Origin of the sequence: Janthinobacterium sp. KBS0711 (assembly GCF_000988085.1) — a bacterium.
Lineage (GTDB): Bacteria > Pseudomonadota > Gammaproteobacteria > Burkholderiales > Burkholderiaceae_D > Janthinobacterium > Janthinobacterium lividum_E.
In genome coordinates, this window is the sequence record NZ_LBCO01000033.1 from 757,894 (window position 1) to 778,394 (window position 20,501).

The 20,501-nt window shown below is 62.3% G+C and carries 18 protein-coding genes and 1 pseudogene; 7 read left to right on the forward strand and 12 right to left on the reverse strand.

Annotated features, from left to right (window positions below; genetic code table 11):
* The 5 genes and pseudogenes from VM94_RS29235 to VM94_RS22050 all read right to left on the reverse strand — a co-directional run.
* Positions 1 to 466: pseudogene (locus VM94_RS29235) on the reverse strand (electron transfer flavoprotein subunit alpha/FixB family protein); the annotation flags it as partial.
* A 40-nt stretch (positions 467 to 506) separates the two neighbouring features.
* The gene (locus VM94_RS22035; RefSeq protein ID WP_034759884.1) at positions 507 to 1,256 is read right to left on the reverse strand and encodes an electron transfer flavoprotein subunit beta/FixA family protein; all 750 of its coding nucleotides are present in this window, start codon (positions 1,254 to 1,256) and stop codon (positions 507 to 509) included.
* 243 nt (positions 1,257 to 1,499) lie between these two features.
* Complete coding sequence (locus VM94_RS22040) at positions 1,500 to 1,727, reverse strand: sulfurtransferase TusA family protein (protein WP_010395510.1); 228 nt, start codon at positions 1,725 to 1,727, stop codon at positions 1,500 to 1,502.
* Positions 1,728 to 1,964: 237 nt separating this feature from the next.
* On the reverse strand, positions 1,965 to 4,577 hold the full coding sequence (gene alaS / locus VM94_RS22045; RefSeq protein WP_046685330.1) for an alanine--tRNA ligase: 2,613 nt from the start codon (positions 4,575 to 4,577) through the stop codon (positions 1,965 to 1,967).
* A 119-nt stretch (positions 4,578 to 4,696) separates the two neighbouring features.
* Positions 4,697 to 5,137, reverse strand: coding sequence for a Fur family transcriptional regulator (locus VM94_RS22050; protein ID WP_046685331.1), 441 nt, complete (start codon positions 5,135 to 5,137; stop codon positions 4,697 to 4,699).
* Positions 5,138 to 5,294: 157 nt separating this feature from the next.
* Here VM94_RS22050 and VM94_RS22055 point away from each other — a divergent pair, with 157 nt between their 5' ends.
* Positions 5,295 to 7,352 (forward strand): TonB-dependent receptor domain-containing protein, encoded by a 2,058-nt coding sequence (locus tag VM94_RS22055; protein ID WP_046685332.1) that lies wholly within the window; start codon positions 5,295 to 5,297, stop codon positions 7,350 to 7,352.
* 103 nt (positions 7,353 to 7,455) lie between these two features.
* Here VM94_RS22055 and ugpQ read toward each other — a convergent pair whose 3' ends face one another.
* Positions 7,456 to 8,199, reverse strand: a complete 744-nt coding sequence (gene ugpQ / locus VM94_RS22060) for a glycerophosphodiester phosphodiesterase (RefSeq protein ID WP_046685333.1) — start codon at positions 8,197 to 8,199, stop codon at positions 7,456 to 7,458.
* 196 nt (positions 8,200 to 8,395) lie between these two features.
* Between ugpQ and VM94_RS22065 the strand changes: the two genes are divergently transcribed.
* Together VM94_RS22065 and VM94_RS22070 are read left to right on the forward strand one after the other, a co-directional pair.
* The gene (locus tag VM94_RS22065) at positions 8,396 to 9,511 is read left to right on the forward strand and encodes a sensor histidine kinase (protein ID WP_052755882.1); all 1,116 of its coding nucleotides are present in this window, start codon (positions 8,396 to 8,398) and stop codon (positions 9,509 to 9,511) included.
* Positions 9,508 to 10,395 (forward strand): LytR/AlgR family response regulator transcription factor, encoded by an 888-nt coding sequence (locus tag VM94_RS22070; RefSeq protein WP_046685334.1) that lies wholly within the window; start codon positions 9,508 to 9,510, stop codon positions 10,393 to 10,395. The genes VM94_RS22065 and VM94_RS22070 overlap by 4 nt, the downstream gene beginning before the upstream one ends.
* 19 nt (positions 10,396 to 10,414) lie before the next feature.
* Here VM94_RS22070 and VM94_RS22075 read toward each other — a convergent pair whose 3' ends face one another.
* A complete protein-coding gene (locus VM94_RS22075; RefSeq protein WP_034759909.1) occupies positions 10,415 to 10,741 on the reverse strand; it encodes a hypothetical protein in 327 nt (108 codons plus the stop codon).
* A 173-nt stretch (positions 10,742 to 10,914) separates the two neighbouring features.
* Between VM94_RS22075 and VM94_RS22080 the strand changes: the two genes are divergently transcribed.
* Positions 10,915 to 11,553 (forward strand): hypothetical protein, encoded by a 639-nt coding sequence (locus VM94_RS22080; protein ID WP_046685335.1) that lies wholly within the window; start codon positions 10,915 to 10,917, stop codon positions 11,551 to 11,553.
* Between the two features lie 6 nt (positions 11,554 to 11,559).
* On the opposite strand, the gene VM94_RS22085 is transcribed toward VM94_RS22080, so the two are convergent.
* Positions 11,560 to 12,852, reverse strand: a complete 1,293-nt coding sequence (locus tag VM94_RS22085) for an MFS transporter (protein ID WP_082127875.1) — start codon at positions 12,850 to 12,852, stop codon at positions 11,560 to 11,562.
* A gap of 104 nt (positions 12,853 to 12,956) precedes the next feature.
* On the opposite strand from VM94_RS22085, the gene VM94_RS22090 reads away from it, so the two are divergent.
* Entirely contained in the window at positions 12,957 to 13,859 is a 903-nt protein-coding gene (locus tag VM94_RS22090) for a LysR substrate-binding domain-containing protein (protein ID WP_046685336.1), read from the forward strand.
* 67 nt (positions 13,860 to 13,926) lie between these two features.
* Here the strand turns inward: VM94_RS22090 and VM94_RS22095 are convergent, their stop codons facing one another.
* The 4 genes from VM94_RS22095 to VM94_RS22110 form a co-directional block, all read right to left on the reverse strand.
* Positions 13,927 to 14,799 (reverse strand): hypothetical protein, encoded by an 873-nt coding sequence (locus VM94_RS22095; protein ID WP_046685337.1) that lies wholly within the window; start codon positions 14,797 to 14,799, stop codon positions 13,927 to 13,929.
* 19 nt (positions 14,800 to 14,818) lie between these two features.
* On the reverse strand, positions 14,819 to 15,607 hold the full coding sequence (locus VM94_RS22100; RefSeq protein WP_046685338.1) for a hypothetical protein: 789 nt from the start codon (positions 15,605 to 15,607) through the stop codon (positions 14,819 to 14,821).
* Complete coding sequence (locus VM94_RS22105) at positions 15,597 to 16,109, reverse strand: hypothetical protein (protein ID WP_035828715.1); 513 nt, start codon at positions 16,107 to 16,109, stop codon at positions 15,597 to 15,599. Before VM94_RS22105 ends, VM94_RS22100 begins: the two co-directional genes overlap by 11 nt.
* A 94-nt stretch (positions 16,110 to 16,203) precedes the next feature.
* Complete coding sequence (locus tag VM94_RS22110) at positions 16,204 to 16,497, reverse strand: DnaJ domain-containing protein (RefSeq protein WP_010395442.1); 294 nt, start codon at positions 16,495 to 16,497, stop codon at positions 16,204 to 16,206.
* A gap of 161 nt (positions 16,498 to 16,658) precedes the next feature.
* Between VM94_RS22110 and VM94_RS22115 the strand changes: the two genes are divergently transcribed.
* Together VM94_RS22115 and VM94_RS22120 are read left to right on the forward strand one after the other, a co-directional pair.
* Positions 16,659 to 18,425: a glutamine--tRNA ligase/YqeY domain fusion protein gene (locus VM94_RS22115; RefSeq protein ID WP_046685339.1), complete on the forward strand. Its 1,767-nt coding sequence runs from the start codon at positions 16,659 to 16,661 to the stop codon at positions 18,423 to 18,425.
* Between the two features lie 189 nt (positions 18,426 to 18,614).
* A complete protein-coding gene (locus VM94_RS22120) occupies positions 18,615 to 20,462 on the forward strand; it encodes a CHASE domain-containing protein (RefSeq protein WP_235432984.1) in 1,848 nt (615 codons plus the stop codon).
* Positions 20,463 to 20,501 lie beyond the last annotated feature (39 nt).

A 20,501-nucleotide genomic window follows, 5' to 3' on the forward strand; every position in this document is an offset into this window, starting at 1 on the left:
CAGCCGCGTCGAAACCGGTGGTGCGCACGGTGATGACCTTGATCTTGTCGCCAGATTGCACGGTGGCAATCGCGTTACCGGCGTAGATCGGGCGCTCGAAGGTGTCAGGGGAATCGACCTTGGTGATTTCCGAGATTTGCGCCACGTCAAGTTTGGCGGCCACGCGCGGCAGGATGTTCTTGCCGTAGGCGGTGGCTGGCGCCAGGATGTGGCTGTAGTTGCCGGCGATGGCCAGCACTTGCTCGGCCACGTTTTCGGCCAGGCCGTCGGCAAAGTACGGCGCGTCGGCCACGATGACTTTCGTCACGCCGGCGATTTGCGCGGCGGCAGCGGCAGCGGCCGATGCGTTCGAACCTGCGACCAGTACGTGCACGTCGCCGCCGCACTGGGCAGCCGCGGTCACGGTGTGGTGGGTGCTGCCCTTTAAGGTAGCGTTGTCGTGTTCAGCAATAACTAATGCGACCATGATATGTCCTGTAATTGTTCTGGAGTGACGGCAAAGCCGCTTAGATGACTTTGGCTTCGGTACGCAGCTTGGCGACCAGGGTAGCGACGTCCGGGACCTTGATGCCGGCCGAGCGCTTGGCTGGCTCGACGACTTTCAGGGTCTTCAGGCGTGGCGCAACGTCGACGCCCAGGTCTTCCGGCTTGACGGTCTCGAGCGGCTTTTTCTTTGCCTTCATGATGTTCGGCAAGGTCACATAGCGTGGCTCGTTCAAACGCAGGTCGGTGGTGATGATCGCTGGCAAGGTCAATGCCAGGGTTTCCAGGCCGCCATCGACTTCGCGGGTGACGGTGACTTTGCCGTCTTCCAGCACGACTTTCGAAGCGAACGTGGCTTGCGGCCAACCCAGCAGGGCTGCCAGCATCTGGCCGGTCTGGTTGCTGTCGTCATCGATGGCTTGCTTGCCCAGGATGATCAGTTGCGGCTGTTCTTTCTCGGCCAGGGATTTCACCAGCTTGGCCACGGCCAGCGGTTCCAGTTCGGTCGTCGTTTCCACCAGGATGCCGCGGTCGGCGCCGATGGCCATGGCCGTGCGCAGGGTTTCCTGGCACTGCGTCACGCCGCAGGAGATGGCGACCACTTCAGTGACCTTGCCGGCTTCTTTCAGGCGCATCGCTTCTTCCAGCGCGATCTCATCGAAAGGGTTCATCGACATTTTGACGTTGGCGGTATCGACGCCAGTGCCGTCACTCTTTACGCGGACTTTGACGTTATAGTCGACCACGCGTTTGACGGGTACCAAGACTTTCATAGCTATGCCTTTGGGAAATTATAAAAATGACGGATCAAGTGCTGATTGTGCGTTCGATTATAAGAGAAATTTGAATCTTGAACCGAATTTAAGCACGATCGTGCGATTTTTTGTTAGAGCAATCCATCTAAACTGTCCAGCTTCGGGGATTTCAGGGGTATCCGCCGCTACGCTGCAGGGCAGCAAAAGGGCTGGCTCGGGAAGGAAAACCAGGCCGCGCCACGGCGGCCCCGGCTGGCAGAATTATTTGCGTTGCATCAGGAAGACGAATTCGGTGCCCGTCTGCACATGCGACAGCAAGGCATTGCCCGTTTGCTTGGCGAAAGCCTGGAAGTCGCGCACGGAACCGGGATCGGTTGCCATGATGCGCAGCACTTCCCCGCTCTGCAGCTCTGACAAAGCCTTTTTCGCCTTCAGAATCGGCAACGGGCAATTCAAGCCCCGCGCGTCGAGTTCTTTGTGAAATTCCATAATCTCGGTATCAAGTAGTGTGTCGCTCATCATCAATATCCCACCATTGTTTTGTTGTACTGATTTTCGACATACTACTCTAAATCAGGGGCATTGACGCGCTGCACCAAAATAGTTCATCGGCTGTTGTGGTGTCACAACGAGATTCCACACGGCAAAACGGCCCGCAAACACCGTCTGCGGGCCGTTTTCAAGGGGCTGTGGGGCGAAAACCCCGCATGCCTGCTAGCTTACGCTTTATTTCGCGCGCTCGCCGACCCAGGCCGGCACGCCAGCCAGGGCGTTCGCCAGACCGCTCGGATCGGTACCGCCGGCCTGCGCCATATCGGGGCGTCCGCCGCCTTTTCCGCCCACTTGCTGTGCAACGAAGTTCACCAGCTCGCCCGCTTTGACCTTGGAAGTCGCGTCCGCCGTCACGCCGGCGATCAGGCTGACCTTGCCGTCCGTCACGCTGGCCAGCACGATGGCGGCCGTTTTCAGCTTGTCCTTCAGCTTGTCCATGGTTTCGCGCAAACGGGCCACGTCGGCGCCGTCCAGCACGGCCGCGAGCACCTTGATGCCATTGACATCGACGGCTTGCGTGACCAGTTCATCGCCCTGGCCCGAAGCCAGTTTCGATTTCAGCGCAGCCAGTTCCTTCTCCAGCGCCTTGACGTGGTCCTGCACCTGGCCGATGCGGGCAGTCAGTTCTTCCGGCTGCGCCTTCAGGGCATTGGCCGCTTCGACCAGGCGGCGGTTAATGGTTTGCACCAGCGCCAGCGCGCCCTCGCCCGTCACCGCTTCCACGCGGCGGATACCGGCGGCAACACCGCTTTCGCCGATGATCTTGAACAGGCCGATGTCGCCCGTGCGCTGCACGTGGACGCCGCCGCACAGCTCTTTCGAGCTGCCGATGTCGAGCACGCGCACTTCGTCGCCATATTTCTCGCCGAACAGGGCCATTGCGCCATGCTTGACGGCATCGTCAAACGACATCAGATGGGCTTGCGTGGCGCGGTTTTCCAGGATCTCTTTGTTGACGATGGTTTCCACGGCGGCGATCTGCTCGGCAGTCATCGGCGCACTGTGGCTGAAGTCGAAACGGGTTTTGTCCGGGTCGACCAGCGAACCCTTTTGCGCCACGTGGCTGCCCAGCACTTCGCGCAAGGCCTTGTGCATCAAGTGCGTGGCCGAGTGGTTGCGGATCGTGCGTGCGCGCTTGGCCGTATCGACTTGCGCCGAGACGGCGTCGCCCACCTTCAGCACGCCCGATTCGAGCACGCCGTGATGACCGAACACGTCAGCCTGGATTTTCAGCGTGTCGCTGACGGCAAAGCTGCCCGCGCCCGAGGCGATCACGCCCTGGTCGCCCACCTGGCCGCCCGATTCCGCGTAGAACGGCGTCGTGTCGAGCACGACGATGCCTTCCTGGCCCGCTTTCAGTTCAACTACCTGCGTGCCGGCCGCATACAGCGCGACGACCTTGCCGCTGAACGTCAATTGATCGTAGCCGACGAAGGTGTTTTTCTCGCCCGTGTACTCGACCTTGCTGTCCTTGTGCGTCTTGCCGCCCTTGCGCGACAGTTCCTGGCTTTCCTTCAGGGCCGCGTCATAGCCGGCCTGGTCGAACGTGATATTGCGTTCGCGGCAGATATCGGCCGTCAGGTCCGGCGGGAAGCCGTAGGTTTCGTACAAGGTAAAAGCGGTGGCGCCGTCAATGCCGGTGGCATCCTTGGCCAGCTGCGCTTCCAGCACTTTCATGCCCGTTTCCAGGGTTTCGCCGAAACGCTCTTCCTCGGCTTTGAGCATGTTGGCGACGTTGTCTTTCGCTTCTTCCAGCTCGGGATAGGCGCCGCCCATCTCGATGGCCAGATCGGCCACCAGCTTGTAGAAGAACGGTTTCGTCTGGCCCAGCTTGTGGCCATGGCGCAAGGCGCGGCGGATGATGCGGCGCAGGACGTACGCACGGCCTTCGCTGCCCGGAATGATGCCGTCGACGATCATGAAGGCGGCGGCGCGGATGTGGTCGGCGATCACGCGCAGCGACTTGTTTTCCAGGTCCGTGGCGCCCGTTTCGCGCGCGGCGGCGCGGATCAGATGCTGGAACAGGTCGATTTCATAGTTCGAATGCACGTGCTGCAGCACGGCGGCCAGGCGCTCCATGCCCATGCCCGTGTCGACGCATGGCTTCGGCAGCTTGTGCATGACGCCCGCTTCGTCGCGATTGAACTGCATGAACACGAGGTTCCAGATTTCAATGAAGCGGTCGCCATCTTCGTCAGGCGAACCCGGCGGGCCGCCAGGAATGTCGGCGCCATGGTCGTAGAAGATTTCCGTGCATGGACCGCATGGGCCCGTGTCAGCCATCTGCCAGAAATTATCCGATGCGTAGCGCGAGCCCTTGTTGTCGCCGATGCGGATGATGCGATCAAGCGGCACGCCGATTTCTTTCGCCCAAATATCGTAGGCTTCGTCATCTTCGATGTAGACGGTGACGGTCAGCTTGTCAGCCGGCAAGCCATAGACCTTGGTCAGCAGTTCCCACGCGTATTGAATCGCGTCGCGCTTGAAATAGTCGCCGAAGCTGAAGTTGCCCAGCATTTCAAAGAAGGTGTGGTGGCGCGCCGTGTAGCCGACGTTTTCCAGATCGTTGTGCTTGCCGCCGGCGCGCACGCAGCGCTGCACCGAGGTGGCGCGCGTGTAGGGACGGCTGTCCGTGCCCGTAAACACATCCTTGAATTGCACCATGCCGCTGTTCGTCAACAGCAAGGTCGGATCGTTGCCTGGCACCAGGGAGCTGGAACGGACGATGGAATGGCCCTTGGACTCGAAAAATTTGAGGAACTTGTCGCGGATTTCAGTTGATTTCATGTTTTTTTGGCAAAGAGTGGCGGCAGCTTTAAAGGGAAGATTATACGTGATATGGGGTGCGGCAATGACGGCTGGCCAGGGCATTGTTGCGCCCGTGCCAACATCGACGGCCGGCCCGCTCAGGCCGGGTCGTGGTGGCTGGCGCAGGCGTGCGGTGCTGTGCCAGCCACACTGGCGCCGGCGGCCGCATTGCAGTCGGCGCAGCGGCCGTACAGGGTCAGCTCGTGGCGCTCGACGACAAAGCCTTGCGGTGCCATGCGCTTCAAGTCACCCGGGCAATCATGCACGTCGAACACGCGCTGGCACGTGGTGCACTGGAAATGGTGGTGGTGGTGATTGGCGGCCGTGTTCGACTCGTAGCGCGGGTTTTCACCCGGCAAGGTCACCACGTGCACTTTTTCTTCCAGCACCAGCGATTTTAAATTGCGGTAAACGGTGGCAATGCCCAGCTGCGTCACCTGCAAGCTGGCCTGTTCGAGAATTTCCTGCGCCGACAAGGGGCGCTGGGCCGACTCGATGGCGGCTTGAATAGCGGTTTTTTGACGTGTTGTGCGTTCCATAGCCAACAGAATACACCATCCGCCTGTATCTACCGCCCGGAAAAACTGTCACACAGTAATGATAATGGGTTATCATTATCATCTTAGGGCAGGCTATTTCCTTTCACGCGCTGCCCCAACCCTGCCAACACCGATAGCCGATAAGGAACTTTTGCCCATGTCCGTCCGTCCTCACCAACCCACTCCCCTCGCGCTGGCCATCATGCTGGCATTTGCCGCTCCCGCCAGCGCACTGGCGCAGCAGGCGACAACCTTGCCCGCCGTCACCGTCTCGGCCAGCGCACTGGCCCTGGGCAGCGACGACATGAGCACGCCCGTCACCGTACTGGAAGGCGAGGCACTGGTGCTGGCAAGGGCGGCGACGCTAGGCGAAACCCTCGCTGGCCAGCCCGGGATCACATCCAGCCATTTCGGCGCCGGCGCCAGCCGCCCCATCATCCGCGGCATGGATGGCCCGCGCGTCAAGGTGCTGTCCGATGGCGCCGAAGTGCAGGATGCATCGACCATCAGCCCCGACCATGCCGTCGCGGCCGAACCGATGCTGTCGGAACAGATCGAAGTCTTGCGCGGCCCGTCCGCGCTCGCGTATGGCGGCGGCGCCGTCGGCGGCGTCGTCAATGTGATCGACAAGAAAATCCCCACGCGCGTGCCCGCGAAAGGCTTCGAAGGCAGTGCGGAAGTGCGCGCCAACTCGGCAGCGCGCGAAAAGGCGGGCGCCTTTGAAGTGACTGGCGGCTCCGGCAACATCGCCTTCCACGCGGAAGGCGTCAAGCGCGACGCAAAGGAATACAAGGTCGGCAGCGGCTGGGAAGGCGGCTCGAAAGTAGGCGGCAGCTACAACAAGACGGACACGGGCAGCGTGGGTGTGTCGTGGGTGGGATCGCGCGGCTTCCTGGGCCTGGCCTTCACCAGCCAGCATGCGGAATACGGCTTGCCCGGCCACAACCACGAATTCGAAAGCTGCCACCCGCACGGCACGCACCTGCATTGCGGCGGCCACGAAGGCCACGACCACGGTGATGAAGAGGAACATGAGCACGACCACGAAGATGGTGCCGTTCCCTACGTGAAACTGAAGAGCGAACGCTGGGACGTGCGCGGCGAATTGCGCGATCCCGTGCCCGGCTTCGCCAAGCTGCGCCTGCGCGCTTCGTTCACCGATTACAAGCACGATGAAATCGAAGGCACGGAAATCGCCACCACCTTCAAGAACAAGGGCCACGACGCGCGCTTGGAAATGGAACACCATCCCGTCTTCGGCTGGCGCGGCGTCGTCGGCCTGCAAACGTCGAAACGCGATTTCTCCGCCTTGGGCGAGGAAGCCTATGTGGCGCCGACGGTCACGAAGAAACACGCGGCCTTCCTGGTCGAGGAATACAAGCTCGACCAATGGCGCTTCGAAGCGGGCTTGCGCCACGAATGGCAAGACATCACGGTCGACAGCGCCACCTTGCAGGACCGCAGCGCCAAGGGCACGTCGGTCTCCCTGGGCGCCGTGTGGAAATTCGCGCCGCAGTATTCGCTCGGCTCGACCATTTCGCGCACGCACCGTTTGCCCAGCGCCGAGGAACTGTATGCGCACGGCGTGCACATGGCCACGGCCACGTATGAGCTGGGCAATCAAAACCTGGGCAAGGAAACGTCGAACAATATCGATTTGACCTTGCGCAAATATGCGGGCGCCACGACGTTCTCGGCCAGCGCCTACCGCAACAAGGTCGACAACTACATCTTCGGCTCCACCCTGGACAGCCACGAAGGCTTCCAGCTGATCCAGTACGCCCAGCGCGACGCCACGTTTACGGGCGTGGAAGGGCAGATCCGCCAGCAATTGAACCCCATGTTCGGCGCCAGCGTGTTCGGCGACTACGTGCGGGCCAAGCTGGCCGACGGCGGTGGCAATCTGCCGCGCATCCCGGCCCAGCGCGTCGGCGTGAAGTTCGACGCCAACTGGCAGGCGTGGAGCGGCGTGGCCGAGTTCTACCGCGTGGGCAAGCAGGATAAAGTGGCAGCGTTCGAAACGGCAACGCCGGGCTACAACATGCTCAACCTCTCCGCCAACTACGACACGCGCATCGGCACGACGCCAGCCCAGTTCTACATCAAGGCGAACAACCTGACGAATGAACTGGCGTACAGCCACACCTCGTTCATCAAGAATGCGGCGCCGTTGATGGGACGTAATTTGACAGTAGGCATGCGCGTGACTTTCTAAGCTGCTTGAAACGTAGGTCGGCTTAGCGCGCAAGCGCGTAAGCCGACAACACCAGCGGCGCCAACAATGTTGTCGGATTACGGCGCTGCGCGCCTAATCCGGCCTACGCCATGGATGGAATAATATCTATCCTGTCCGTACAAAACCCATCCACGCCCCATGCCTGCAGCTCGCTGGCCCGCTCCGGCGTGTTGACGGTGTAGCAGAACAGCCCGTATCCCGCCTCCTTGACCTCTCGCGCCAGTTCCGGCGTCAGTTGCTGGTGGTCGCAATGGATGGTCACCACGCCCAGTTCCTTTGCTTTTTTCGCCCAATCAGAAGGTATCGCTTCGACCAGCCAGCCGCGCGCCAGTTGCGGGGCCGCCTGGCGCGCCGCTTCCAGTGCCGTGATGCTGAACGACGACAGCAGCGGCAGTAATTCGCCAGCCGCGATTTCCTCTGCAAAATAGTCTCGCGTGGCCTGCGCCACCGTCTCGCCCGTGGGCACATCGAAGCCGGGGGCCGGCTTGATCTCGATATTCATCCAGATGCGCTGCGCCTTGCAATATGCCGCCACGGCCTCGAACGTGGGCACGCCTTCGCCGGCGAATGCGGGGCCGAACCAGGCGCCCGCCTCCATCGTGCCCAGCTGCGCGGCCGTGTAGTCATTGATATGGCCGCTGCCGCCCACGGTGCGGCCCAGCTCGGGGTCGTGCACGACGACGGGTACGCCGTCGGACGCCAGCATGACGTCGAATTCCACGGCGCGGTAGCCGTAGGCCAGGCCGCAGCGCAGGGCGGCCAGGGTATTTTCAGGCGCCAGGGTGCCGCCGCCGCGGTGCGCGAGGGTGCGTGGATAGGGCCACATGGGATTTCCTTTAGCAATTCTATGAGTGCACGACTGTCTTGCCATACTATCGCGTGCCCATCCTGAAAAGTAAAGCGCCCCCGTTTGGCGACGCGCCGGTGAGAATGGCGGCGCGCCAGGCCCGTTTCGTCGCAGCCCTGTTGCGCGCTGGCCTGCGCTGGCACACAATGCCCCATCGCTACCAGCAGACACTTCCATGAAATCCGACGCCCCTTTCGCCGATGCCTCCGCCAGGCGCCGCTTCCCCTACTACCGCATGCTGCTCGACGCACGCTATGCGATGGTGCTGAACGTGATCTGCGCGCTGGTCATCACGTTCATGCTCAATCCGGGCAGCCATTTTGGACAAAACCTGGTCGCCTCGATGTGCATCGGCACGATCGCCTTCCTGCTGATCGACGGCATGCGCCTGACCTTATGGGGCGCAGGCCAACGGCCCAGATTCCTGCCCTTCATGCTCATCATCCTGCTGTCCGTGCCCGTGGCGCAAATGCTGGGTTTGCTCCTGTTTGGCTGGCTGACGGGCGTGGACGTGGGCGGCTTCGAAAACCTGCTGCCCACGCAAATGATGGGTACGCTCGTATTCACCCTGCTGGCCACGGGCGGCGCCGTGCTGTTTTTCTCCAGCCGCGAAAAGATTGCCCGCCTGCAAATGGCGGCAGCCGAGGAAAAGGCCCGCGCCGAATCCGTGGCGCGCCAGGCCATGCAGGCGCAACTGCAGTTGCTGCAGGCGCAGATCGAACCGCACATGCTGTTCAACACCCTGGCCAACCTGCAGGGCTTGATCAGCTTTGACCCGGACCGCGCCCAGCTGCTGCTCGACCAGCTGATCCAGTACTTGCGCGCCACCCTCTCGTCCTCGCGCGCCGAGTCCACCACCCTGGCGCAGGAATTTTCCCTGATGCAAGCCTACCTGGGCCTGATGTCGATACGCATGGGTGCGCGCCTGCGCTTTACCTTGGACTTGCCCGAATCCTTGCGCCAAATCAAGGTGCCGCCCATGCTGTTGCAGCCGCTGGTGGAAAACGCCATCCAGCATGGCCTGGAACCAAAGATCGAAGGCGGCCACATTCACGTGCACGCGTCCATGGATGGCGGCGTGCTGCTGCTCACCGTCAGCGACGACGGCTTGGGCCTCGACCATCCGGGCCAGACCAAGGGCACGCAGCTGGGCGTGGCGAATATCCGCGAACGCCTGCGCGGCATGCATGGCGATGCCGCCAGCCTGTCGCTGGCCGCCAATACGCCGGCAGGCGTCGTCGCCCGCCTTCAATTCCCCATTCACTCCACCACCGCGAGCCCTACGCCATGACCAGCCCTACCCCGCGCGCCCTGATCGCCGAAGATGAACTCATACTCGCCGCCGCCCTCGCGCACGCCTTGCAGCGGCTGTGGCCGGAACTCGACATCGTTGCCACCTGCCCCAACGGCGTGGAAGCCTTGCGCCAAGGCCTGGCGCTGCAGCCCGACATCCTCTTTCTCGACATCAAGATGCCAGGCAAGACGGGCCTGGAAGCGGCCGAGGAACTGGCGGAACAGTGGCCCGACGGCGTGCCATTTCCCCACATCGTGTTTGTCACCGCCTACGATGAATATGCGCTGGCCGCCTTCGAACACGCAGCCGCCGACTACGTCTTAAAACCCGTCAACGATGCGCGCCTGGGCAAGACGGTAGAACGCCTGCAGCAACGCTTGCGCGACAGCGGTGTTGGCAAAGGCGGCGGCAACGGCACCGCTACAGCAACAGCAACATCAACAGCAACCTCAGCGCCAGCGACGACCGCCACGGCAGCGCCAGCAGCCGGAACCGCCAACGACGACAACATGGCCCGCCTGCTGAGCCAGCTGCAAGCCATGCTGCCACCCGCGCCGCGCCTGCAGATGATACGGGCGGCCGTCGGCAACAGCGTGCGCATGATCGCGCTGGCCGACGTCGTGTATTTCGAAGCGCTGGACAAATACATCAACGTCGTGTGCCAGGACAGCGAAGCGCTGATACGCACGAGCCTGAAGGAGTTGCTGCCCCAGCTGGACCCGCAACAATTCTGGCAAATCCACCGGGGCATCATCGTCAATGCCAGCGCCATCGCCACGGCCGTGCGCGACGAGGCGGGCAAGCTGTCGCTCACCCTGCGCCAGCATCCGGCGCAACTGCGTGTCAGCCCTTTATATGCGCATTTGTTCCGCCAGATGTAAAACGTTCAAGCGCCAAGGCTTAGTGCATCTGGTGCTTTAAATCAGACAACTCATCGTGCACCTTGAGCACGGCGCTCTTCATTTCCGGCGTCACGCTGGTCGCCGTGCCGCACGCCCGTTTGGCGCGGTCGCCCAAGGATTCCATCTGGTCGACGGCTTGCCGGATGCGTGCATCGTCCTGCGTGTCGATGGCTTGCCGTACGGCGCTCTTTTGCTGGTCCAGCTGGTTGATGCAATCCTTCAAATCCATCGGCATGCCCTGCTGCTGGCCGCACAACTGGGCCGCCTGGCCGATTGCGTGTTCGATGGCGCCAAAGCGCCGTGCCACTTCCTTTACCTGCATCATGATGTGTCCTCCCACAGTGTAGGGAGTTGGATCGCCAAGCCGGCACAGGGTTCCCCGCCAATGGCCATGGCGTCGAAATTTCCACGCGGCACTTTTTTGTAAGCGCTTGTGACATTTTAGATAATGATCAAATCCTTCAGATACATTGGCGTACCTGAACCATCACGCCACCCATGACCTCGTTGCCGTCCCTGCCCCGCCGCGCTCCAGGCCTGTTGCTGATCGTCCTGCTGCACCTGGGCTTCGCGTATATCGTCTTGCAGTCGCGGCCCCGTGCCGTCGTGGACGATAACTTGCCGCAGGGCCCGGCCATCACCTGGCTGCGCTACAGCGCGCCTGCGCCGTCCAAGCCAGTACCCCTAGCGTTGCCCAGCGCCAAACCAGCCACCGCAAGAGTGCCGCGCCTGCCAATGCCAGTGCCCATCAGCCGTCCCTTGCCGCCACCCGCCGCCGAGCCGGCGCCGGCAACGCCGGAAGCGATCACGCTCGTCCCGCCACCGAGCGCGGCCGATATCCTGGCGCAAGCCAAGCGCGACGTGGGCAAGATCGACAAGGATTTACGCAAGGAATTTCCGCAGCGGGGCGGAGAGAAATTCGACGACACGGGCTACAAGCGCATGCAGCAGGGCTTTGCCGAAGCCTACGCGGCCGTGCCGCCGAAATGGTACGAGGCGTCAAAGATCGAGGAAATCGGTGCCAATGAGACCAGGGGCAGCCGCACGTATAAAATCACCAGCGCGCTGGGCAGCTTGTGCGTGACCACGCGCGCGGGCAAGCAGGGGGAAACGATGATCGGCATGTGCCCCAAATAGCAGGACTCAGCCCACCGCTTCGCGCGCGCCCAGCGGCTGCAGATGACGCAGGCGCAAGGCGATCAGCACGCCGCCGCCCAGGCACAGGCCCAGCATGATGATGACGCCCGTCCAGCCGTCGAAGCCCCACATCATGCCCGAGGCGGAGCCGATCAGGCTCGAGCCCAGGTAATAGAACAGCAGGTAAAAGGCCGAGGCCAGCGCCTGCGGCGCGCGGGCCCGGCGGCTGACCCAGCTGCTGGCGATCGAGTGCGAGGCAAAGAAGCCGAACGTGGCCAGCGCCATGCCGATGACGATCAGCGGCAGCGAGTCGAACAGGGTCAATAAAATGCCGGACAACATCACCGATAGCATGATCCACAGCACGCCCCGGCGTCCCAGGCGGTCCACCAGGCGACCGGCCCAGACGGAACTGAAAATGCCGATCAGATACAGAAACGCCAGCAAGCCGACCGTGCTCTGGCGCAAGCCGAATGGCGCGGCCAGCAGACGGTAGCCGATGTAGTTATACAGGCTGACGAAACAGCCCATCAGCACGAACGCCAGGCAGAACAGCCACGGCAAGCCCCGGTCGGAAAAATGCTGCTTGATGGCGTGCGGCAAGGCATTCCAGCCACGGGTTGTAGGCACGAAATTCTTCGATGCGGGCAGGCTGCGCCAGAATTCCGCCGCAGCCAGCACGCCGGCCACGCCCAGCACGCCCAAAGCCCAGCGCCACGACAGGAAATCGCTGAGCATGGAAGCGATCAAGCGCCCCGACATGCCGCCAAAGGCGCTGCCCGCAATATACAAGCCCATCGACAAGCCCAGGGACGGTCCCTCGATTTCCTCGCCCAGGTAAGCCATGGCCACGGCCGGCATGCCGCCCAGGGCGATGCCGAGCGCGGCGCGGATGGCCAGCAGCTGCGCATAATCCTGCGCGAACGCGGACAAGATGGTCAAAATCGCGGCGGAAAACATCGACGCCACCATCAGCGGCTTGCGGCCCACCCGGTCCGAGACGGCGCTGAGCAGCACCAAGGAAATGGCCAGCAAGCCGCTCGACACGGAGAGCGACCAGCTGCTTTGCGCCGGCGTCAGATGAAATTGGTGCGACAGCAAGGGGAACAGGGGCTGGATGCAATACAGGAGGCTGAAGGTGGAAAAGCCGCCGAAGAACAGGGCGCGGTTGCTGCGCTTGAATTCCGCCGTACCTTTGGCGATTGCCGAACGGGGCACGGGAGCGACAGGAGCGGCGGGAGGAACAGGAGACAGCGCCGGGGTGGCGGCGGCGGCAAAAGCAAGCGATGAATCAGACATGGCCATGTTTCGAAGAGGAAGCGAGTCTTCATCTTAGGATTGCCAACTCATATCGTCCAATATATATTCAAGGCCCAACTCATACTTTTAAAATATTACTGAATATGGAACTGCGCCACCTGCGTTACTTTGTCGCCGTCGCCGAGGAGCTGCACTTCACGCGCGCGGCCGAGCGCCTGCACATCGGCCAGCCGCCGCTGAGCCAGCAAATCCAGGCGCTGGAAGCGGAATTGGGCGCGCAGTTGTTCGAGCGCAACAAGCGCTCCGTGCGGCTGACGCAAGCAGGCGCACTGTTTCTCGACGATGCGCGGCGCATCCTGGCCCTGTCGGAACAGGCGGCCGTCACGGCGCGCCGGGCCCAGCGGGGCGAAGCGGGCGAATTGCGCATCGGTTTTACGTTTTCCACGCCGTTCACGCCGTATTTCGCCACCGTCATCAACCGCTACCGCCAGCAGTTTCCGCACGTCACCTTGACCCTGCACGAAATGGCAACCTTGCATCAGCTCGAAGCGATCAGTGGCCGCACGATGGACCTGGGTTTTGTGCGCCCGCCGGAAACGACGTATCCATCCGATATCAAGCTGACGCAACTGCGCCAGGACCCGCTGTTCCTCGTGCTGCCTGTCGCCCACGCGCTGGCGGCCAAGGACGCCATCGCCATTGCCGACATGGCGGGCGAAGGTTTTGTCATGTATCCCAAGGATGCGGGCACGGGGATTTATCCGCAGATCTTCCGCCTGTGCAAGGCGGCCGGCTTCGTGCCCCAGGTGGCGCAGGAAGCGGGCGAGGCGTCGACCATCATCGGCCTGGTGGCGGCCGGCTGCGGCATTTCCGTGCTGCCCTCTTCGTTCGACCGCATCCGCATGGATGGCGTGTGCTACCGCCCGATCGCCGACCCGCAGGCGACCACCAGTTTATTGCTTGCACAACGGGAAGAAGAGACGTCGCCGCTGGTGGCAGCGTTTGTCAAACTGGCCGAGGAAGCGGCCATGGAAGAGAAAGAATAGGCCGATGAGGTCGGCGTAGGTCGGCGTAGGTCGGATTAGGCCGCAGGCCGTAATCCGACACTGGCCGTCACGAATAATCCGCGTCCAGTTCCGAACCCGCATAATTTTCCAGGTCCTCGAACAGGCTCTTCATGCTGGCCCGCGTGAGGATTTTATGCACGACGGTGCAGTTGAGGCGGTACGACTCTATACGGTCGAGCAGCACGGGGTGGTGCTGGACGGGCACCTTGGCCACCAGGGCGGCCCAGCCTTCCTCGAAGTCGGGCTTGTTCTTGCGCACGGAACGCACAAAGCGTTCAAACTCCTTTTGACCCGTGCGCGCGATGATGCGCCCGCCGCCTTCGATGGCGAAGATGATGGCCAGGGCGATGACGCCCTCGGCATTCAAATCGCTGTCGCTGACGGGACCGTTGTCATGGTGGCGGCGCAGCCAGCCGGCCAGGCGCACGACGGCTTGCACTTCCTTGCGCTGCTGCAACTGCACTGCATACTTTTCATAGCCGGCCCAGTTCTGGTTCGGGTCGGCCTGGCAAATATCGATGAACAGCTCGCGCAAGCGCCGCTGCAGGTAGACGGGGTCCTGGTCGTATTCGCCGACGAGGGCGTCTTCCGGCAACTGCGACAATTCCTTGATCAGGCGAAAGCCCACCTGGAACGCGTGCTCGGCGCCGTGCTCGACGAGGAAATCGAGCGCGGCCTGGTCGCCTTCATGCGTGACGGCCTGTTCCAGGCCCAGGGACACGCCGCCCACCGTCAGGTACAGCGCTTTCTGGATGCCGTCGGCCGTGCGTTCATTCGTGAACTTCTCGGCCACCATGGCCGTGATGCCCGTCAATTCGTCGGCCAGGTTCAGGGCCGCGTCCTCGCGCGGGTCGCCCGGCAACAGTTTGATGGCGCGCACGAGGCGCGGAAGATTCTCTACAACAATTGCTGGCAGCATTAGACGTTCCCTGCTTTCATTACGAGAAAATGCCCGTGCCCAGGCTGCGGCGCGTGCTGGAGCGCGGCGCGCTGCGCGTGCTCGGCACTTGCTTGCGCAGGCGGTACAGCAATTCCTTGGTGCTCCGCTGCAACATGGTCGGTTCTTCGTCCGGGTCGTCCGAGTATTCCGCGTCGGCCAGGTCGGCGCTGTGGCGGAAGTCGGGGAACAGTTCGAACAGCGAGCGGTCCCAGCCGTCTTCATTCGCTTGCGCCAGCTCGATGGCCAGCGGCACGACGTCGTTGTCGGACGAGGTCACGCCCGTCACGTACGGTCCCTTGATGACGATCTCGCCCGCCACTTCGAGGATTTCCTTCGGCGCCATCGAGAACAGGATGGCGAACGCCGTGGCGCCCCAGTCGGTGGCGGACGCTTCCAGCAGCAGCTCCCGGCGGCGCTCGGCATCGTCGGTGGAAAACACCACGCCGTGGATGTGCGCGAACAGGGCTTCGGCGATGCGTTCCGGATCATCCTCGATCTGGTCGTCGCTCCACGTGGCGGCGATGAAGGCCAGGCTGTCGGCCCACGCCTTCGGCGGCACCAGCAAGGTTGCCAGCGACATCTTGCCGCCGTCGAAACCGGCCAGGTGCAGGGCCGTTACCTGTGGCGGGATCGCGCTCAGCACTTCCACCACGGCCAGGTCGCCATACTGGTCGGCCGCGTCGGCAAACGCCTGCTCGGCGTGGCCCAGCGAACCGGACAGCACCAATTCCGTGACCTGTTTCGTCAGCGCGGGAAGATTGCTCTTTTGTTCCGTGTTATCGGCCATGGTCATCTCCATCCTGGTCAAACATCTGGGCGAAATCGTCGGTGGCTTCGTCTTCGTCGTGATCGTCGTCGCCGTCGTCATTGGCGGCCAGCTGGTCGAGCGACTGGTCGTCGTCGTCCCACAGGCGCGGATTCTTGTGCAGGAAAGCCGTGATGATGGCCTGGCGCGCCAGGTCGGGGAAGCTCTCTTCGATGGCGGCGTACATCTTGGCCGCTTCCGGCGCGGCGCACGCGGCCATGGAAAACACGCGGGCCGTATCGCCGAATTCGTAGTCTTCGCTTTCGGCCAGCAAGCCTTTCGGGTCGCTGAAGGTGATGTGATCGACCAGCGCGAAGGCCAGCATGTTCACGTCTTCGATGCCGCCGCCGCTCGCGTATTCGCCCACCAACGCGTCGACCATGCTTTTGTAATTCTTGCGGTTCGGCGGGTCGCCGAGGATGCCTTCGATCTGGCCTTCCAGCTCGCGCGACTGGTACGCGAATTCAGGGTGTACTCTTCTCATGCTGTGCTTTCCAATGTGATGCGCGGCGCTGATAAAAGCGCCGTTGTTGTTGTTTTTCAAGTAATTCGGGCCGACTGATACGGGCCGCATCGTTTTAGTCGGCAGGTAATACTGTGCCATGTAAACGAAACACGCCGCACCACAGGGCATAGGCTTCCGCTTCCGGATCGATGATGATGCGGTGGTTCACGCTCTGGTCGTATTCGGCGCGCTTGGCCGGGTCGGCCAGGATTTCATAGGCCTTGGTGACGCTCTTGAAGCGCGCCTCGGCGCCAGGGGCCTGGTTGCGGTCGGGGTGGAAGCGCATGGCCAGCGAACGGTAAACCTTCTTGATTTCATCGTCGCTGGCATTGGGCGCGACACCGAGGACGTTATATAAATTTTCCATAAAAGGCTCCGGGGTCACGTTTTTCTACTAATTAAAGGCGAATTATCCTATAGAACGGCGTCGGCGTCGCTTGCATGCCGGGAAATGGGGGTAAATACGTGCTTATAAAGCGCTTGCGGTACGGTAAAATGCTTTTTACTGTCACTCTTCCGCATTGATCAATGAGCAACGATAAACCGAATACCGCCGCGCCAGCGCTGGCGCCCAATTTCTTGCGTAACATCATCGAAGCCGACCTGGCTGCCGGCGCCCACGTGCGTCCCGGCCTGCCCCAGGTGATCACGCGTTTCCCGCCGGAGCCGAACGGCTACCTGCATGTGGGCCACGCCAAGTCGATCTGCGTCAACTTCGGCCTGGCGCGCGACTACGCCGGCCAGTGCAACCTGCGCTTCGACGATACCAATCCGGCCAAGGAAGAGCAGGAATACGTCGACACCATCATGGACAGCGTGAAATGGCTGGGCTTTGACTGGGAGCCGAAGCAGGCCGATGGCCAGAGCCACCTGCACTACGCGAGCGACTATTTCGACCAGCTGTACGCCATGGCCGAGTACCTGATCACGGCCGGCTTTGCCTACGTGGACAGCCAGAGCGCCGAAGACATGGCCGCCAACCGCGGCAATTTCGGCCAGGCCGGCAAGAATTCGCCGTTCCGCGACCGTCCGCGCGACGAATCGCTGGCCCTGTTCCGCGCCATGAAGGCGGGCCAGTTCAAGGATGGCGAGCACATCCTGCGCGCGAAGATGAGCGAAGATGCCATGAGTTCGCCGAACATGAACTTGCGCGACCCGGCCATCTACCGCATCCGCCATGCGCACCACCACCGCACGGGCGACGCCTGGTGCATCTATCCGATGTACGACTACACGCACCCGATCTCGGACGCGCTGGAAAACATCACGCATTCGATCTGCACCCTGGAATTCCAGGACCACCGCCCGTTCTACGACTGGCTGCTGGAAACCCTGTCGGCCGGCGGCTTCTTCGCCAAGCCGGTGCCGCACCAGTACGAATTCTCGCGCCTGAACCTGACCTACATCGTCACCAGCAAGCGCAAGCTGCGCCAGCTGGTGGAAGAAAAAATCGTCGACGGCTGGGACGACCCCCGCATGCCGACCCTGGTAGGCATGCGCCGCCGCGGCTACACGCCGGAAGCGATTCAATTGATGTGCGAACGCACGGGCGTGACGAAATCGGACGGCTGGATCGACTACAGCGTGCTCGAAGGCTGCCTGCGCGAAGACCTGGACCCGAAGGCGCCGCGTACGGTGGCCGTGCTGCGTCCGTTGAAACTGATCATCGACAATTTCCCCGAAGGCGAAAGCGTGGAATGCACGGCGCCCGTACACCCGCACTTCCCCGAGCGCGGCTTGCGCACCTTCCCCATCTCGCGCGAGCTGTGGATCGAGGAAGACGACTTCATGGAAGTGCCGAACAAGGGCTATTTCCGCCTGTATCCGCCGATTGACGACAAGCCGGGCAGCAAGGTTCGCCTGCGCTATGGCTACGTGATCGAGTGCACGGGCTTTGACAAGGATGCGGACGGCAAGGTCATCGCCGTGCATTGCACCTATTTCCCGGACAGCAAGTCGGGCACGGAGGGCAGCGCCAACTACAAGGTCAAGGGCAATATGCACTGGGTCAGCGCGCCGACGGCGATTCCCGCCGAAGTGCGCCTGTACGACCGCCTGTTTACGGACCCGCAGCCCGACGCGGGCGGCAAGGACTTCAAGCTGGCCCTGAATCCGCTGGCCAAGGAAGTGGTGCAAGCGTGGCTGGAACCGGGCGCGGAACTGGCCCAGCCGGAACAGCGCTTCCAGTTCGAGCGCCACGGCTACTTCGCGGCTGACCGCGTCGACAGCCAGCCTGGCAAGCCCGTCTTCAACCGCATCGTCACCCTGAAAGACAGCTGGCAGCCTGCCAAGTAAGGCGCCGGACGACTCAAAAAAAACCGCTGCGGCGGTTTTTTTTCGTTTCAACGAGAAATATTGCCTGTTGACTATATTCACGATAATTTTGTATATTAGGCAGCTATTGAGCAATTTGCAATTTCAATAGCACTTGTACAACACAGTCGCCCAGGCGGCACCCGATTCCTCTTCCTGATGCGGATGGCGATGTCTTCTACTGCCGGCGAACACCCCTTATCTGCTGAAAAAAGACCGCTGTGGCTGCTCGGCTTTGTGATGTCGACGATGGTGGGCCTGCTGTTTTACATGGCCGCCTCGCTGTCGATCGAAAACGATGCCAGCGAGCTGTTCGACAATCTGGCCCGCAATACCCAGAAAAACATCGAATCGCGCGTCAAGTCGTATGCCAACCTGCTGCGCGGCACGGCCAGCCTGTTCCACGCCAACGACCACGTGAGCCGCGAGCAATTCCACCGCTACGTGGCGAACATCGCCCTGCAACAGAACTACCCGGGGGTGATGAACCTCAATTACAGCCAGGAACTCGACGAGTCGCAGCGCGCCGCCTTCGAAGCGGCCATGCAGCGCGACTATCCGCCGGGGCGCGACGGCTATCCGGCGTTTGCCATCCATCCGCCCGCCCCGCGCGAGCGCTACTCCGTGCTGGTGTACATCGAGCCGATTGCCAGCGCCCCGGAAAAATATGGCTATGACATCGCTTCGCGCCCCCTGATCGCCGAAGCGCTGGCGCTGTCGCGCGATTCCGGCCACATCAGCAATTCCGGCGTGCCCGTGCCGATGGAAGGCCGTCCCCAATTGACGGGCATGGCCATGCGCCTGCCCGTGTACCGCTACGGCATGCCGGTCGATACGGTGGAGCAGCGGCGCGCGGCGTACCAGGGGTCCGTCGGCATCGGCTACGACCTGGTGACGATGATGCGCAGCGCGCTGGCCGACATGCCGGTCCGCAACGTCCGCCTGACCCTGTTCGATATCGGCCCGCAGGCGCGCGCACCGCTGCAACTGCCGCACGACATGCGCCCCATTTTCGACAGCACGACGGCGGGCATGCATGCGCCTTGGTGGCTGCCCGGCAACTCGGGACGCTACCTGAGCAGCACGATGCTGATCGAACACAACAGCCGCGTGTGGCAAGCGCTGTTCAGCGTGCGCAAGAGCGACCTGTATACGCGCTTCGACGCCTTTTTGCCATGGCTGGCCCTGCTGATCGGTTTTGCCAGCACCATGCTGCTGTATATGCTGTTCCACACCCTGGCGTCGTCGCGCCGGCGCGCCATCCAGATGGCCAACGGCATGACGGAGGAATTGCGCGCCAGCCAGATCCGTCTGCAGCTGTCGCACCAGAAACTGCGCCGCCTGGCGGCCCATGCGGACCAGATCAAGGAAGAAGAGCGCAAGCGCATCGCGCGCGAAATCCACGACGACCTGGGACAGAACCTGCTGGTCTTGCGCATCGACGCCGACATGCTGGCCTCGCGCACGCATCGCCGCCACCCGCGCCTGAACGCCCGCGCCCGCTCGACCCTGGAGCAGATCGACGCCACCATCAAGAGCGTGCGGCAGATCATCAACGACTTGCGCCCTACCGTACTGGACCTGGGCGTGAATGCGGCCGTCGAATGGCAGGTGGCGCAATTTCGCCAGCGCACGGGCATCGCCTGCGAAGTGAGCGAAAGCCATGACGACATTTGCCTCAGCGATCAATGCGCGACGGCCCTGTTTCGCATCCTGCAAGAGTCGCTCAGCAATATTTCCCAGCATGCGAATGCCAGCCGCGTGCAAGTCAAGCTGGAAAAGTGCCGCGATACGGTGTCGATGAGCATCAGCGACAACGGCGTGGGGGCGGCCATCGACGGGCGCAACAAGCTGGGCTCGTTTGGCCTGGTGGGCATCGAGGAGCGCATAAAATTGCTGGGCGGTACTTTTTACATCGAAAGCAGCCCCGGCGCCGGCATGAGCGTGCACGTCAGCGTGCCGCTGGGCGCTGACGCCACCGCATTTCCCTACCAGGAAGAAAGCCGGGTCAGCAGCTGACAGGCGTACGCACGCATGAAGCAAGCTCAGCTTGCATAT